The sequence below is a fragment of the Bremerella sp. TYQ1 genome (assembly GCF_020150455.1).
Lineage (GTDB): Bacteria > Planctomycetota > Planctomycetia > Pirellulales > Pirellulaceae > Bremerella > Bremerella volcania_A.
This window is the reverse complement of the sequence record NZ_CP083740.1, coordinates 4290137-4304923: the sequence shown is the minus strand read 5'-3', so window position 1 is coordinate 4304923 and position 14787 is coordinate 4290137. Positions and strand designations below refer to the sequence as shown.

Annotated in this window: 14 protein-coding genes; 7 read left to right on the top strand and 7 right to left on the bottom strand. The window is 54.6% G+C overall.

The genetic code is table 11. The annotated features are described in order from the left end of the window. Window positions 1-23: 23 nt before the first annotated feature. The 3 genes from LA756_RS17180 (at window position 24) to LA756_RS17170 (ending at window position 3710) form a co-directional block, all read left to right on the top strand. The gene (locus LA756_RS17180; RefSeq protein WP_224435951.1) at window positions 24-1052 is read left to right on the top strand and encodes an aldo/keto reductase; all 1029 of its coding nucleotides are present in this window, start codon (window positions 24-26) and stop codon (window positions 1050-1052) included. A 147-nt stretch (window positions 1053-1199) separates the two neighbouring features. Beyond that, window positions 1200-2618 carry an arylsulfatase gene (locus LA756_RS17175; RefSeq protein ID WP_224435950.1) on the top strand — a complete coding sequence of 473 codons (1419 nt, stop codon included), beginning with the start codon at window positions 1200-1202 and terminating at the stop codon, window positions 2616-2618. Window positions 2619-2708: 90 nt separating this feature from the next. Then, window positions 2709-3710, top strand: a complete 1002-nt coding sequence (locus LA756_RS17170) for a hypothetical protein (protein WP_224435949.1) — start codon at window positions 2709-2711, stop codon at window positions 3708-3710. Here the strand turns inward: LA756_RS17170 and LA756_RS17165 are convergent, their stop codons facing one another. Then, complete coding sequence (locus LA756_RS17165; protein WP_224435948.1) at window positions 3711-4049, bottom strand: ribonuclease E inhibitor RraB; 339 nt, start codon at window positions 4047-4049, stop codon at window positions 3711-3713. It lies immediately after the preceding gene. Window positions 4050-4258: 209 nt separating this feature from the next. On the opposite strand from LA756_RS17165, the gene LA756_RS17160 reads away from it, so the two are divergent. From LA756_RS17160 to LA756_RS17150, 3 genes are all read left to right on the top strand, one after another. Next, entirely contained in the window at window positions 4259-4717 is a 459-nt protein-coding gene (locus LA756_RS17160; protein WP_224435947.1) for a hypothetical protein, read from the top strand. Between the two features lie 96 nt (window positions 4718-4813). Then, window positions 4814-6157 (top strand): sulfatase-like hydrolase/transferase, encoded by a 1344-nt coding sequence (locus tag LA756_RS17155; protein ID WP_224435946.1) that lies wholly within the window; start codon window positions 4814-4816, stop codon window positions 6155-6157. A 207-nt stretch (window positions 6158-6364) separates the two neighbouring features. After that, complete coding sequence (locus LA756_RS17150) at window positions 6365-7693, top strand: sulfatase (protein ID WP_224435945.1); 1329 nt, start codon at window positions 6365-6367, stop codon at window positions 7691-7693. A 106-nt stretch (window positions 7694-7799) separates the two neighbouring features. Here the strand turns inward: LA756_RS17150 and LA756_RS17145 are convergent, their stop codons facing one another. Together LA756_RS17145 and LA756_RS17140 are read right to left on the bottom strand one after the other, a co-directional pair. Then, window positions 7800-8534 carry a DUF2071 domain-containing protein gene (locus tag LA756_RS17145; RefSeq protein WP_224435944.1) on the bottom strand — a complete coding sequence of 245 codons (735 nt, stop codon included), beginning with the start codon at window positions 8532-8534 and terminating at the stop codon, window positions 7800-7802. A gap of 452 nt (window positions 8535-8986) precedes the next feature. Beyond that, a complete protein-coding gene (locus LA756_RS17140) occupies window positions 8987-9376 on the bottom strand; it encodes a hypothetical protein (protein WP_224435943.1) in 390 nt (129 codons plus the stop codon). Window positions 9377-9472: 96 nt separating this feature from the next. Between LA756_RS17140 and LA756_RS17135 the strand changes: the two genes are divergently transcribed. Continuing rightward, entirely contained in the window at window positions 9473-10972 is a 1500-nt protein-coding gene (locus tag LA756_RS17135) for a sulfatase (protein WP_224435942.1), read from the top strand. Between the two features lie 117 nt (window positions 10973-11089). Here the strand turns inward: LA756_RS17135 and LA756_RS17130 are convergent, their stop codons facing one another. The 4 genes from LA756_RS17130 to LA756_RS17115 all read right to left on the bottom strand — a co-directional run bounded on the left by LA756_RS17130 (window position 11090) and on the right by LA756_RS17115 (window position 14521). Further along, the gene (locus LA756_RS17130; protein ID WP_224435941.1) at window positions 11090-11521 is read right to left on the bottom strand and encodes a carboxypeptidase-like regulatory domain-containing protein; all 432 of its coding nucleotides are present in this window, start codon (window positions 11519-11521) and stop codon (window positions 11090-11092) included. Between the two features lie 42 nt (window positions 11522-11563). After that, window positions 11564-12595: a DUF1559 domain-containing protein gene (locus LA756_RS17125; RefSeq protein ID WP_224435940.1), complete on the bottom strand. Its 1032-nt coding sequence runs from the start codon at window positions 12593-12595 to the stop codon at window positions 11564-11566. A 399-nt stretch (window positions 12596-12994) separates the two neighbouring features. Further along, complete coding sequence (locus tag LA756_RS17120) at window positions 12995-13420, bottom strand: carboxypeptidase-like regulatory domain-containing protein (protein WP_224435939.1); 426 nt, start codon at window positions 13418-13420, stop codon at window positions 12995-12997. 39 nt (window positions 13421-13459) lie between these two features. Then, a complete protein-coding gene (locus LA756_RS17115; RefSeq protein WP_224435938.1) occupies window positions 13460-14521 on the bottom strand; it encodes a DUF1559 domain-containing protein in 1062 nt (353 codons plus the stop codon). Window positions 14522-14787: the final 266 nt, after the last annotated feature.

Genomic DNA, 14787 nt, shown 5'->3' with positions numbered 1-14787 from the left:
AATCTCCGAACAGAAAGAGCATCATGAAAAATCGACCCTTGGGCAAATCTGGCATTGAAGCTTCCGTGGTTGCGTTCGGCGCCTGGGCCATTGGTGGATGGACGTGGGGTGGGGCGGACGAAAAAGAATCGATCGCCGCGATTCATGCGTTTCTCGATGCCGGTGGCAACTTGATCGATACGGCCCCCATGTATGGCTTCGGCGTCAGCGAAGAAGTGGTTGGCAAAGCGATTGCCGATCGTCGCGACAAAGTGGTTCTTGCCAGCAAGTGCAGCATGCGATGGGACCTCAGCGATCAACAGAAGAAGCGAGCCGCCAAACGCTTCAGCACCACCAAGCACAATGTCGACTGGGACGGGAAGCCGAAAGAGGAAAGCTTCGACGTTTATATCTACAGCGGCAAAGATGGGATTCGCGAAGAAGTCGAACGCAGCCTCAAGCGAATGAACACCGACGTCATCGATCTGTACCAAACGCACTGGCAAATGGACGACACGCCGATCGCCGAGCGAATGGAAACGCTGATGGAGCTGAAAAAAGAAGGCAAGATCCGCGCCATCGGTGTCTGCAACGCCTCGCAGGACGAGATGAACGCCTATCGCCAGTTCGGTCAGTTGGACTGCGATCAGGAAAAGTATTCGATGCTCGATCGCGACATGGAGAAGACCAATCTCGATTACTGTGCGAAGGAAGATCTCGCGTTTCTCGCCTACAGTCCGCTAAGCCAAGGGCTGCTGACTGGAAAGATCACGCCGGAGCGAAAGTACGACGAAGGAGATCAGCGGAACTTCAAGCCACGCTTTGAAGCGGAAAACGTTCGCAAAGTGCAAGCGATGCTCGATCCCATGCGACCGATCGCCGAAAAGCACGACGCGACGCTCGCCCAGCTGACGATGGCTTGGACGCTTGCCCAGCGAGGTTGTTCGCACGTCTTGTGTGGTGCACGAACGCCTGAGCAAGCGGTCGATAACGCCAAGTCCGGCAGTATCCAACTGAGCGACGCCGAGCTGGCCGACATCACCAAGGCGGTCGAAAGCTACGACGGCGTGTAAGCCGCTTTTCGCCGGACGTTTCAAAATTGTGGCGACCAGTTCTGGAAAAGGTCGTCACATCGGTTGACCGATTGGGTTAAGCTAGAGCAGTGCGCCAATTCGTACTTTGGCGCAAGTGACCATCGCTTCTCCTGCCACGATGATGCCATGATCCGTCTGACACTTTCCCTTGCGGTGCTGCTGGCAACTGCGACAGCAAATGTTCTTTCAGCGGCCGAGCCTACCGCCCAGCAGCCCAATATCATCTATATCAACACCGATGACTGGGGCATCGGCAAAGTTCCGTCGTTGAAGATGGACCCTGCCAGCGAGCGAATCATCAAGACGCCGAATCTCGATCAGTTGGCGGCCGATGGAATGACGTTCGTGAATGCTTACTGTGGCAATGCCGTGTGTGGGCCATCGCGCTGCACGCTGCTGACCGGGAAGCACCCCGGGCATGCCGCGTGGCGATCCAACCGCGGCAAGATGCCTGCCGAAGTATGGCCAGTCCAATATCCGCTGTTGGGGCAAGTGGCACGCGACGCTGGGTACACGACGGCTGGTTTCGGCAAGCTAAGCACCGGCGGTTCCAACACTCCGGAAGAGATCACCCAGTGCGGCTGGGACTATTGGCTGGGCTTTCTTGGCCACATCGATTGCCGCGATTACTATGCCCGCAAAATCTGGGAGAACGGCAAGCAGATCGATCTGCCCCGTAACACGCCAGACGTTTTGAAAGGAACCGTTTTAGCCGAAGGGGGCAGTGGTGTTGTCGGGGAAGGGAAAGGGACGTTCATTGAAGATCTCTACACTGACAAACTGATCGAATTCATCACCACCAACAAGGACAAGCCGTTCTTTGTTTATCTCGCTTCGACTGTGCCGCATGGTGGCCCTCCCGGCGGGATGCGGGTTCCTTCGCTTGAAGGTTACGACCAAGTGGAAGGACTCACAAAATACGAGCAGGTTTACTGCGCGCTGATGACTCGGCACGATCGCAACGTCGGCCGCATTCGAAAGGCGCTCGACGAACTTGGCCTGGCCGAAAACACGATCGTCATTTGGACGTCTGACAACGGCGACGAAGATAGCTATTACAAGCGGACTGGGACATTCGATGGCAATGGCCCTTACCGGATGATGAAGCGTTATTTGTACGAAGGGGGGATTCGTGCTCCGATGTTCGCTGTTTGGCCAGGGACGATTCCACCGGGAAGCACGTCGGAGTTGATCACCACGCAAGTTGATCTGATGCCGACGCTTGCCGATGCTGGTCGTCAGCCGGTGACCGAGGAAATGGACGGCATCTCGATCTTGCCCACTTTGGCCGGCAAGCCAGAAGACCAAACGGCCCGGGAATATATTTACTTCGAGTACTACCAAAACGGTAAGCAGCAGTCGGTTCGGATGAAAGATTGGAAGGCGTACCGAAACGGCGGCTGGAAGGCCGACATGGAGCTGTACGACCTGGCGAAAGACCCCGGCGAACAGAATAACCTCGCCGCCGAGCATCCTGAACTGATCGAAAAGATGAAAGCCATCATGCGGAAGGAACATGGCCAGCATCCGATCTACAAGCTGTAAACCGATTTCCAGCGGGGGGCAGGCCATGCGGCAGGGATCGCTTTGGATTACGCTATCGGCATCCCCACAAAACCTGTCGGAGAATCGACCATGTTTGGTCGCTTGTTGTCGCTAAGCTTGTTGCTGATCGTTGGCGTGTCGCCTCTCTTCGCTGAAGAGAAGCGGTTGCGCGATCGGTTTGCGCTGCCGGAGCAAGGGCACATCGAACTGCAGCGGGCGATCATCGCCGACTTGGATGGCGTTCAGCTGGAAACGATCGCCGACGTCATTCAGTTTCGTAGCCGACTTGAAGCAATTCCGTATGATCGCGAGTCGATCTTGCAGTGGAAGTTTCTCGAGAAGCTTGGCCTTAGTGCTGCCCAGCATCAGCTCCCCCCATCGCCTCCAGGGGTGAAAATCGAAATGGTCCAGGGGGCGGCATGGACGAAGTCACAGCTCGACTTTACCAAAGATACGTTCGTCGATCGAACTTCGTACGACAAGTCGCATCGCGTGAATGCCTTTTCGCCGGTCTCTCAAGTATCGCTTTATCGCAGCGGCAACTTGGAAACGATCGATCACTTCTCGATCGACTCAAACCAAGTCACCGGCATCCACCCCAGTCAGTTGTTCGGTCGCACTTCACAGTTACTCGATCGCAACTACCAAACCGAGCCGCACGCCGGTCACAACTTCCTGCTCGCTCACTTCAACCAGGTTCAGTACTGGGTTCTTGCCGACGAAGATCACGACGCCATTTGGGCCAACATCGTCACGCAGAAAGATAGTGGCCGCGTCATCAGCTGTTCGCTGCACTTCTATTTGCAGCCGCCGTGCGAGACATGTGTGTTTCAATTGCCGAAGTTGATTCTCGACTTTCGCCCGCAGTCACGTCAGGTCTGCCACGTGACGATGTACCACATCGACTTGGCCGACTTTCAATCGCCCGTACAGCCGCAACAGCTACGCGTGCCGATCCATGCCGGTGCGGTCTATTGCGATAAAACCAGCCCAACCGAATTCGAACGCCGCGTTGCGAAACCGATCGACGATATCTTGGGACTTGATCCCAAACATGTGCATGCGATGCTGCAAGCACCCGGCGGTAACTAGCTAGTCGTCGTCCTGGTTGCCGAACGTGCCGAACCCATCGCTATAGCCACCAAACGGTTGGGCCAAATCGTCGAGGTTCTCTTCAATCTCGAAAACCGTATCGACCGTCGCCAAAATGGTTTTGGTGCAATAGCACGTCCATTCGCCAGACTCTTCGTCTTGTTCAACGCTTGTCTCGAAGCCGATCTTGCGAGCCTCGGCGGCACACTGTTCACCCGATTCCTGGCTCGGCACGGCCAGAAAGAAGTCCATCTCGATCGGCTTGGAAAGATCGGTCCCTTCCGCCTCGATGTGCTCGAGAGCCTGGGCGGTGACTGCTTTTGCTTCGGGGTCGAACATGGCTGTAGGTCCTTGTAGAGTAAGGAAGCGTTCGAGATTGTATTCTACTCATTCCAAAGCTGGCAACCTATCCACGCTATTGTCGGGATTCGCCTGCTAACACGGTTTCACGTCCGGTGTGCGTGCGTTAGGTTGATTTACATCTCGCCCCATCTTTATATCTAGCGCCATTCATGATCCCAAATCACAAATTCAATTTGGCATCCATCGTGACGATCGTCCTTATAGGTGGCTGTATTGAGCGGCAACCACCTCCGGCAGAACCCAGTACGCCGCGTGCTTGGTCGTTTTGGAAGCCGGTAGTTGTTCAGCATGAAGGCTCCGAATGGACCGCTTTGTACGTCACGTCAGAGGATCGTAAAACAGGGTTGATCCATCCCGAAGCGTTTGTCATTTACGACGCCAGTTTAGAATTTCATGGGTCGGATCCGAGGATTACTCCAACGACTAATTTCTTCCTGGTTTCCGTCAATGGTCACGAAACGGAGTTTCCGATTGGGGCAGTCGTGTATGTAAATCCAGACGGCAGCATGCGCCAACTCGAAGAAGAATGGTCCTTTGATCCACAAACCGGCTCGAGCAGGGAAGAGATCCAAGACCATCTCGAACGAATCAGCACAAAACTAGCCGAACAAAAATCGGAAACATCCGACGTAGAGCCAGATTAGCGAGTCGAGTCACCGAAATTTGACCCTACTCTTTCAGTCAAGGATACTAAACGGTCAGCAAATATCCTTCCTGTTCCCCCGTCAGGTCTCCATTCCATGAAACGAGTTTCCCTGATCGCCGCGGCTTTTCTGTTGTTGGCGAATCTCGCGTCTGCCTTCGCGGATGAAAAGCCCAACGTCATCTTTATCCTCGCCGACGATCAAGGCTCCGTCGATGCGGGGTGTTATGGGGCGAAGGATTTGCATACGCCGCACATGGACTCGCTGGCCGTGCATGGCGTCCGGCTGACGCAGTTCTATTCGGCGGCGCCTGTCTGTTCGCCATCCCGGGCCGGGGCACTTACCGGTCGCTGGCCAGTCCGTGCTGGCGTGCCAAGTAACTGCTCGTCGAAGAAGGGGGGCGGCGGTGCGCTGCCTAGCGAAGAGATCACCCTCGCCGAGATGTTCAAGTCGGCAGGGTACGCGACCGCCCACATCGGCAAATGGCACATCGGTTATACGCCAGAGACGATGCCGCTGGCCCAGGGGTTCGATTACTCGATCGGTCACATGGGTGGCTGCATCGACAACTACTCGCACTTCTTCTACTGGAATGGTCCCAACCGTCACGACTTATGGCGTAACGGCGAAGAAGTGTACGAAGATGGAACCTACTTTCCCCAGTTGATGGCGGACGAAGCTTGCACGTTCATCGAGAACAACAAGGACCAGCCGTTCTTCATCTACTATGCCATGAACACGCCGCACTATCCTTACCAGGGAGAAGCGAAGTGGTTAGAGCAGTTTCAGGATGTCGAGTATCCCCGTAACTTGTACGCCGCGTTCATCGCTTCGCAAGACGAACGTGTCGGTCAGGTACTCGCGAAGCTCGATAAGCTCGACCTCCGCAAGAAGACAATCATCATCTATCAGTCCGACAACGGTTATTCGACCGAAGAACGTGCTCACTTCGGCGGCGGCAACAGCGGGCCGTATCGCGGTGCCAAGTTCAGCATGTTCGAGGGAGGCATCCGCCTGCCAGGCATCATCAGTTGGCCTGGCCATTTGCCGGAAGGGGAAGTCCGCAATCAGATGACGCACGCGTGCGACTGGATGCCGACGCTGGCCGAACTGACCGGGGTGAAGCTTCCCGAAACACATCTCGACGGCCGCAGCATGGTACCGGTTTTAAAGGATGGTCAAGCCAAAACGGCACACTTCAATCACCCGTTGCATTGGCAAGTCGGCAAAGGGCCCAATGCCGCTTGGGCAGTCCGCGCCGGCGATTGGAAACTGATCGCCAATACCCGCGACACCCACGAAGATGCCAAGAACGCGTCGTTCAAACTGTTCCTTGCCAACATTACCGAAGACCCTGGCGAAAAGAACAACCTGGCCGATCAACACCCCGACGTCGTCCAGCGCCTGACCAAACTTCACGAAGAAGAATTCGCCGAGTAAACGACCCACCGGATCAACGCACCATCGATTTCGGGTGCCATGCTCATGTCCGCGTGGGCATGCTGTCGTTCGATGCGATCCGTTGGGTGCCATGCCGTCGTCTTCGTCGGCATGTCTTTTCCATCCCTTGAAATCAAACATGCCCACGCAGACGTGAGCATGAAAACGACATCCGCATTTCGTCCTTTTTCCCGTCCGAGCCCCACCATGAAGAACATCGTGCCGCTGCTTTCTCTTCTGCTGTTCGCGTCGACCACGTTCGGGGCGAAGCCTAACTTTCTGATCATCTATACCGACGATCTCGGCTACGGCGACGTCTCGACCTATCACGAATCGGACGTCAGCACACCGCACATCGATCAATTGGCCGCCGAAGGGTTAACGTTCACGCAGATGCGGGCCAACTGCACTGTTTGCTCTCCATCGCGGGCCGCGCTTTTGACCGGACGTTATCCTGACCTGGTTGGTGTGCCGGGGGTGATTCGCACGACGCCAGGCAACTCGTGGGGCTTCCTGAAACCAGGCGTCCCGACGCTGGCCGATCAACTGAAGAAGCAAGGCTACCACACAGCTTGCATCGGTAAGTGGCATCTTGGATTGGAGTCGCCCAACACACCTAACGAACGCGGCTTCGACCATTTCCATGGCTTCCTGGGCGACATGATGGACAGCTATATCACGCATCGCCGCCAAGGCAACAATTACATGCGGTTGAATCAGAAAGAGATCGACCCGAAAGGGCACGCGACCGATCTGTTCACGCAGTTCGCGACCGACTACCTTCGCGAGCGTTCGCAAACCAAGGAGGAGCCGTTCTTTCTTTACCTCGCATACAACGCGCCCCACTTTCCAATCGAGCCGCCGCAAGCGTACCTCGATGCGGTGAAGAAAGCGCAGCCGGAACTAAACGAAAAGCGAGCCATGAACGTCGCCTTCGTACAGCATTTGGACGATGCCGTCGGCAAAGTGTTGGCTTCGCTCGAAGAGCTTGGTCTGGCCGAGAACACGGTCGTTTACTTCGGCAGCGACAACGGCGGCAGCCTGCCACATGCTCAGAACAACGACCCTTGGCGCGACGGCAAGCAAAGCCATTACGACGGCGGGCTGAAGGTTCCCTTCTTCGTCCGCTGGCCAGGGCACATTCAACCAGGCAGCACGACCAACTACGAAGGAATGAACTTCGACGTCTTCCCGACTTTCGTCGAACTCGCCGGTGGCACTCCGGCCGAAGACTTGAACGCGGTCAGTTTGGTCCCGCTGTTCGAGGGCAAACCGATGCCCAAAAAGCAGCGCGATCTCTACTTCGTTCGCCGCGAAGGAGGCCAGCGCTACGGCGGCAAAGCTTACCAGGCGATCATTCGCGATGGCTGGAAACTGATGCAGAACGATCCCTACTCGCCATTGGAACTTTACCACTTAAAAGAAGATCCACAGGAACAAAACGACCTGGCAAAAACCAACCGCCAAAAGTTCCGCGAGCTCCAGCAAGCCCTGCAAACGCAAATTCAAGCGGCCGGCGCGGTGCCTTGGCAGTAGGGTCCGCTGTGCGGACGCGGGAACTGGATTGTCCCGTGGTTGAGCGAATTTTCACGGAATCGTTGTAGGATGGCTACGCCGTCCGAGGCGTTAGCCATCTTCCTTGCTAAATCGTTGACGAGCAGCAGATCGGTTCCCGCTCGTGCCACTGGTGATCAATCCCGCGCATGAGGAGAGCATTGTCGAACGTAGCCGAGCCGGGCGGGAAAAGATCGACGTTATCGAAAAACGACGACTCGATCTTATCAATCGCCAGTGGCAGAGTCCGCCAATTGAGCGATCGAAGTTCTAGACCGTCAAAATGGTTTAAGCGATGACTCGGTGAATAGCCGAGCGATCCCGCTTCAAAGAATTGCGAAACATCGTCGAGTGACTCAAAGATCGATCCTGTTGGGAATTTATCGGACAACTCTCCTTGAACCAAAAAGTGGGTTTGCCGATCGCGACTCGTCACTTTCACGCGGTAATGGTTCGCGGTCTCACGGACATCAAAATTGGCCCGATGATGAACCCCAGGAAAAATCCTTCCTCCAGCAATAGCATTGATCGAGGAAGACGTGTCGCGGCGAGGTATATAAACGCCGGTTCGAATATCACCACCATCATCCCATTCCACCGCAATCCGATGCGCCGCGTTTTCTGAAGCTATTCCAAGGAATGCCGGAAACACACTCGGCCGAATCTGCTTGAGTCGAATCAAGCAGATCCCAGCAATTCCGAAGCCATGAACAAGCTGCGGTCGGAAAGGTTTTGGCAAAATGCTCTCAAGCACTTCAGGCACAACTCGATAGTTGGCGAGAATGCGGCGATCGATCGTTCCACGAATCACGGGAAGTCGCATGGGGTCGTTCCTGTCATCTAACTTGATCACACAAAAACCGAAGGAGCATCAGTCTTTTAACACAATCATTCGATTGAGCATATTTAACGAGAGCAATCCGGATGTCCAATCGTCAAGCGAATTTTCAAGAAGATAATGCCGCTGGGAGTCCCCTTAAGAATTGACTGTGCGTGTCAGAGTGGGGACTTGATCAATTGTAATCAAGTATGCGCACAGTATGCAAGAAATATTCACGAAATGTCAACGAACATGCGCCCCACATAGCCGGTTTCTACCTGTGAAACGGGACACGATCAGCCAGAAATAGTGGTAGTGATTCACGCACACACAATTTTGCGCCAATCGAGAAAATCACTCGCGAAGAAACGACCACACGCTGGAGTAATGTTGGACGACTGTGCAGGAATTATGCGATAATTAAGTAGAAGTACGCAGCTCATTGACAAAACAATTTACGGCCAATCGGATATGGCCCCGGCACACATGCAAAACGACATCATAAGTCCCACCACAGCCGTTAGATAGAAGATCATGGTCAGGGGAATCTTCCCATCCGGTAGCGGGTCTTGCCCTCGGTAAAGCCAACACAAAACCAGTGCGAACATCCCCAAGGCTCCGGGGATGGAAAGAAACAGAAAGATCTCTGCATCGGAAGTAAACGGGCTTCCGTCGGCAATCTGAATCGCGAAGAAGCCTAGGGCGTAAACATCAAATACAACCGACAACCAGCCCAGCTTGCGTGCCGTCGGCAGATACTTCATCAGGGCATACCCAATCGCAGCGAGTCCGGCAAAGAGACTTGCAGGCAATGCGACGAGGAAGAAGACGTCGAAAAAGTTCATGTCGGCAGCCCCTATTTGACCTGCAAATCGTCATCAAGGATACTGTCCTTGAGTCCCACCACCCACCTCATTTCTCGATTCTGCGCGGAAATACTCATGCCACGACTTCACTGCCTTGCACCACTCTTGCTGCTGTTTCTGTTGGCGATGCCTGTCATGGCGGACGATCGACCAAACTTTATCGTCTTCATTGCAGACGACGTCAGCTGGAACGACTTCGGTTGTTACGGCAGCGAAACGGCTCGAACGCCCAGCATCGACGTGTTGGCTGCCGATGGGTTGAAGTTCACCAATGCGTATCTAACGGCGAGCAGTTGTAGCCCGAGCCGATGTAGCATCATCACCGGCCGCTACCCACACAACAACGGCGCGGCGAGCGAACTGCATCGACCGCTTCCAGAACACCTGGTGAAGTTTCCCAAACTGCTCAAAGAAGCAGGCTATTACACGGCGCTGGCCGGCAAGGATCACATGCCGCAAGACAACGCCGATGAAGCAGCCGTCTGGGATGACAAGCGTGGCATTCGGGTCCCGGGCAATTCTGGCGGAGAAGGGCACTGGGTCGATGTCGTTCAGAAGCGTCCCAAGGATAAACCATTCTTCTTTTGGTTCGCCGCGACCGACGCCCACCGCGGATGGGATGCCGACACGCAGTGGCAAAAGGACAACTACGGCCCAAAGCATAATCCTGACGACGTGAAGGTTTCGCCCTACATGCGAAACGAGCCAGCGACGCGAAAAGATCTTGCTTCGTACTACAACGAGATCACGCGATTCGATTACTACATCGGTCAGGTCTGCGAAGAACTGAAAGCCCAAGACGCGTTCGACAACACGCTGATCATTGTGATGGCCGACAATGGCCGGCCTTTCCCACGTGGCAAAACGCGTGTGCACGACAGCGGTATGAAAACGCCATTTGTCGTCAGTTGGCCAAAGGGAATCAGCGATGCCGGCCAAACGTGCAACAAGCTAGTCAGCGCCATCGATATTTGCCCAACGTTTTTGTCGCTTGCCGGAGTTACCATCCCACAGCAGGCCCAAGGGGTAAGCTTCGCGAAGCTACTGAAGGACCCGCACGGCGAGACGACGCGAAACTATGCGTTCAGCGAACATAACTGGCACGATTACGAAGCCCACGGCCGGGCCGTCCGCAATCAGCAGGGCATTTTGTATGTTCGCAATGCTCGTCCGGAACAAGCCTGGCTCGGCCCAGCCGATTCGGTCAGTTCCCCTTCACACGAAGACCTGGTGAAAGCGAAAGACGATTTGACCGCTGCCCAAGCCGATGTCCTGCTCGCCCCGCGTCCGGCTGAAGAGTTGTACGACACCGAGAACGACCCGCTGCAAACCAACAATCTGGTCGGCAATCAGCAGTATGCCAAGCAGTTGGTCGTCATGCGTCAGCTGATGGACAAGTGGCAAAAAGAAACCGGCGATAGCGTTCCGGAAGATTACACCGTCGACTTCTACGACCGCGTCACCGGCTATACCGACAGCAAAACCGGCAAGCGAATCAAAGGAGATCGACCCTACGGCAACTGGTCCGGCCAATCGAAAGACGCCGATAAAATCAACGCCAGCGGACCCAAGTAGTTGCGACGTTGTTTTGATACGACCAATGCAAAAAGGCCCTCGCGAATTGATCGCGAGAGCCTCTTCTTGGATGCCACCTTCTCTGGTTCCGCGGGTGGCTTTTGGTAGGAGATCGGTTTAAAGCGCGATCTCCAAGTGGGTTGGTTCGCCGGCGTTGACTTCAACTTCGATCCCCTGGCGTGGCTTTTGACCTCGCTTGGGGGCGGCGTCTGGATTGGCCATGAACTCGTTACCGTCGGCGTCGACATTTTTCACCGCTGCTTCGCCGGACGTTTTTCCACCGATGACGCTGACACGGTGCGTACCAGCGACGGCTCCGAATTCGCCGGTGGAATAGCGAAGTTTGAATTCTCCAGCTTGATTCGATTTGCCATAGGAAGGAGCTCCACCCACGGTTGGATAGAACTCGAGCGTTGCCCCGGCCAACGGCTTTCCATCTTTAGTGACGGTACCAGTCACTTCGTCCAACGGCGGGCCATCGTAATGGCTACAGCCCATTGCGACCAATGCGAGAGCCAAGCCAATCGCGAGCAGGAATCGTTGCATCATTCTTCTCGAGTTGAGGTTAAGTGGTTGAGAAACTCAACACGTTTAGAATTCGCCGATCACTTGGCCATCGGATCGGTCGGCCAGATTCTCGAGCGTGTCGAACACGATATGTTCGCTGACAAATCGAACGGATCCATCCGCCATCGTGAACATGGCACCGCCTGGGTGAGCGGATACAAACGGCGTGTGATGTCGCGGACGCGTGTACATCAGGCCCACGCCAAACGGATTGTTGACTCCCGGAGCAAGCACGTTGATTCCGGCACGAACCGAGGAAACACCTTTCCAGTAGGCCCGAGCTTGTCCTTTGGTTCCGCCGCCGCCGCCACAAAACAGACCAGCTTCGTTGATCCAGCTGCGGTGATCCGCCTTTTGGACTTCGCCGTTGTTATCGAGATAGCGGAAGTAGTCTGACTGTTCGCCAATTGCCAAGGTATTACTCGTGCCATCGGTCACGTCACGGAACGAACAAGTCTTGCTGTTGAAGTCGTCGATCGAGATGAAAATTCCGCTGTAGTCCTTGCGACCGCGGTAGCCATTCCAATGACTCGGATTCGATCCGTTGTAGTCACCAGCGACGCCGGTATAGTCGGCGATCTGGTACTCGGCCGTCTCGGAAGGGGCACCCAGATCTTGCGTTTCCTGAGGAACGTCTTGGGTCCATTTCGCCGGCATCGGATTCGACGGACAGCGGACCGACTCCATGTACAAGTTTTGCGTGATCTGCCAGTTTCGATCGAGGTTATAAGCCCCGAAGTCGGTATCGTCGAACGTCAGTTGGCTGAAGGCGCCTGCTTGATCCATAAACGGCATCACGCGAACCATCCAACTGGCCGGTTTTCGGTTGCTCGGCGAGAGATGATAGGTGATCGGAAAACAGAGGTGCGTGTCGTGATAGTTGTGCAGAGCGAGCCCCAACTGCTTCAAGTTGTTACTGCACTGCATCCGCCGCGCGGCTTCGCGTGCTTGTTGAACGGCTGGCAATAGCAGGGCAATTAAAACGCCAATGATTGCGATGACGACAAGCAGTTCCACAAGAGTGAACGCTTTTCGTTGTTGAGTAAACGCGCTCATGGTGGCCTCCAAATTTCTGTTCGGAACAAATCGATTAACGGTACATAGATGAATTCGATATCCCGAGTAAGCAAAATTAGGGCCATTTTTGCTGACCTTCTCCTCGGCGCGTTACCAATCCAAAGCAACCTCATGGTGATAAGGGGCTAAGGCAATATGAAGCGACCTAATCACTCTTTCAGGGAAGATGGCTCCACATCAGCGATGTATGTGGAATTCCGTAAGATTCCTCAGCAAAACAGCAGGGGCAGTCGAGATGGTAGAGAGTGCCTGGAATTTCGCAGCGTGCTGCGCAACGTTCCAGCAGTTGTCGTGACTCCACGAAAAAAGACCCCCACGTAAAGGCATCGCGAGGGTCTTTTGTGTCCACCTGTAATGCGATTACAGAAGGACGTTGTTTTAAAGTTCGATCTCGATGTGGTTCTCTTGACCAGGTTCAATGGTCACGAGAATCTCTTGGCCCGATTGCTCCTTCGGAGCTGGAGGCGCTTTGGTGGGATCTTTTTGAGAAGCCGCGTGAGGATCTTTGCTTCCCGATTTGAAACCATCTTGAACGGTCACTTTATGTGGACCAGGAACGGCGCCAAGCTTTCCAGTCGAGTAGTACAACTTGAAGTTGCCGTTCTCGTCGGTGATGCCTTGGCTGGTGGCGCCGTTGCCATTCACCGGCAGGAATTCCAAGCGAGCTTTGACCAACGGAACGCCATCTTTGGTGACCGTTCCTGTTGTTTCCAACAGATCGACCGACGAGCTGCTGAAACAACCTAGCGAAGTTGCTGCGAATGCCAACAGCATTGCCGCGCTGAAACTTTGTAAGGAGGACATTGTCGTTCTCATCGAAAGCGGATTAGGGATGGGTTTCGATTAATACTCTGGAATGACTTCGCCGTCGGTTCGATCGGCTAGGAATTGCAGAACATTCAGCGGTGTGTTCTCGCTGACAAATCGAGTCGAACCATCGCCCATGACAAACATCGCGCCGCCGGGATGAGCCGAAGTAAACGTTGTGTGGTGCCCCGAACGACCGTTATAGGTTGGGTTGTTTCCAGTGCCGGAATCGGCGTTGTAACCAGCGGCATGGAAATAGTTGATGCCCTTGCGGAACGAAGAATGACCTTCCCAGTTGCCATACCACGAACTGTAGCCGCTGTGACCACCGCCACCGCTCCAAGCGCCACCGCGATGACCATATTCGCGAGCATCGTGCTTCGTGATTTCGCCCGTGTTTTGATCGAGAGCACGAACGTAGTTGGATTGTTCGCCGATGGCGAGCGTGTTGCTTGTACCGTCGGTGATGTCTTTGAAACGGACGATCTGATTGTAATTGGTATCGAGTGCCACGAAGATGCCGTTGTAGTCATTCATCCCGTGGTAGCCGATCCACACCGACTTTGGATCGGAATGATTAACAGAGTTCCCTTTGAATCGTCCACCGACACCGACGTAGTCGGCACGCTGATAGCGAACTTGGGCCGGAGCACCATCGTTTTGGGTCGCGCTGCTCGAGCTTTGTTCCAGAAAATGTTCCATTGGGTTTGAAGGACAGACAAGCGAGTCAATGTACAGCGTCGTGGTGACACGCCAGTTTTTATCGAAGCCGATCCCAGTCCAATCGCTTTGGAACGTGCATTGGTCGTAGGCGGCTGACTGTTCGATGAATGGCCAGAGTCGCACGAGCCAGCTTGCCGGACGATGCGTGTTATCGATGTAAGTAACCATCGGAAACGCACGGTTGGTGTCGTGGTAGTTGTGCAGAGCCAAGCCCAGCTGCTTCAAATTATTGCTGCACTGCATCCGGCGAGCCGCTTCGCGGGCCTGTTGCACGGCTGGAAGTAACAGGGCGATCAAGACGCCGATGATGGCAATCACCACCAGGAGTTCGACCAAAGTAAATGCGAAACGACGTTTCGACAGATAGGTTTTCATGGGACAGATGCTCTTGGGTAGGGAAGGTAGTAAGGATGGAAACAATGCGGTGGATGGAGCCTTCCAGATAGAAGTCCATCTCGAGCTATACCGGGATATCAGCAAAGCTTAGACCAATTTCGAACGCTGTGAATAGCGTTTCGGGTCGATGCGCTGCAAATTGGGCGGATAGAAACGCCTAGAGGTAATCATCGTTCCATCAATCGACCGAGACGGACGATAACGGGCGATTAAACGAGATCAAACAAATTTAAATAGCGCGCAAA

What these genes read in the sequence shown, in the direction of transcription:
- LA756_RS17170 (WP_224435949.1), top strand. Translation starts at nt 2,709, where the DNA reads ATGTTTGGTCGCTTGTTGTCGCTAAGCTTGTTGCTGATCGTTGGCGTG.
- LA756_RS17140 (WP_224435943.1), bottom strand. Translation starts at nt 9,376, where the DNA reads ATGAACTTTTTCGACGTCTTCTTCCTCGTCGCATTGCCTGCAAGTCTC.
- LA756_RS17125 (WP_224435940.1), bottom strand. Translation starts at nt 12,595, where the DNA reads ATGAGCGCGTTTACTCAACAACGAAAAGCGTTCACTCTTGTGGAACTG.
- LA756_RS17135 (WP_224435942.1), top strand. Translation starts at nt 9,473, where the DNA reads ATGCCACGACTTCACTGCCTTGCACCACTCTTGCTGCTGTTTCTGTTG.
- LA756_RS17130 (WP_224435941.1), bottom strand. Translation starts at nt 11,521, where the DNA reads ATGATGCAACGATTCCTGCTCGCGATTGGCTTGGCTCTCGCATTGGTC.
- LA756_RS17165 (WP_224435948.1), bottom strand. Translation starts at nt 4,049, where the DNA reads ATGTTCGACCCCGAAGCAAAAGCAGTCACCGCCCAGGCTCTCGAGCAC.
- LA756_RS17120 (WP_224435939.1), bottom strand. Translation starts at nt 13,420, where the DNA reads ATGTCCTCCTTACAAAGTTTCAGCGCGGCAATGCTGTTGGCATTCGCA.
- LA756_RS17155 (WP_224435946.1), top strand. Translation starts at nt 4,814, where the DNA reads ATGAAACGAGTTTCCCTGATCGCCGCGGCTTTTCTGTTGTTGGCGAAT.
- LA756_RS17180 (WP_224435951.1), top strand. Translation starts at nt 24, where the DNA reads ATGAAAAATCGACCCTTGGGCAAATCTGGCATTGAAGCTTCCGTGGTT.
- LA756_RS17115 (WP_224435938.1), bottom strand. Translation starts at nt 14,521, where the DNA reads ATGAAAACCTATCTGTCGAAACGTCGTTTCGCATTTACTTTGGTCGAA.
- LA756_RS17145 (WP_224435944.1), bottom strand. Translation starts at nt 8,534, where the DNA reads ATGCGACTTCCCGTGATTCGTGGAACGATCGATCGCCGCATTCTCGCC.
- LA756_RS17175 (WP_224435950.1), top strand. Translation starts at nt 1,200, where the DNA reads ATGATCCGTCTGACACTTTCCCTTGCGGTGCTGCTGGCAACTGCGACA.
- LA756_RS17150 (WP_224435945.1), top strand. Translation starts at nt 6,365, where the DNA reads ATGAAGAACATCGTGCCGCTGCTTTCTCTTCTGCTGTTCGCGTCGACC.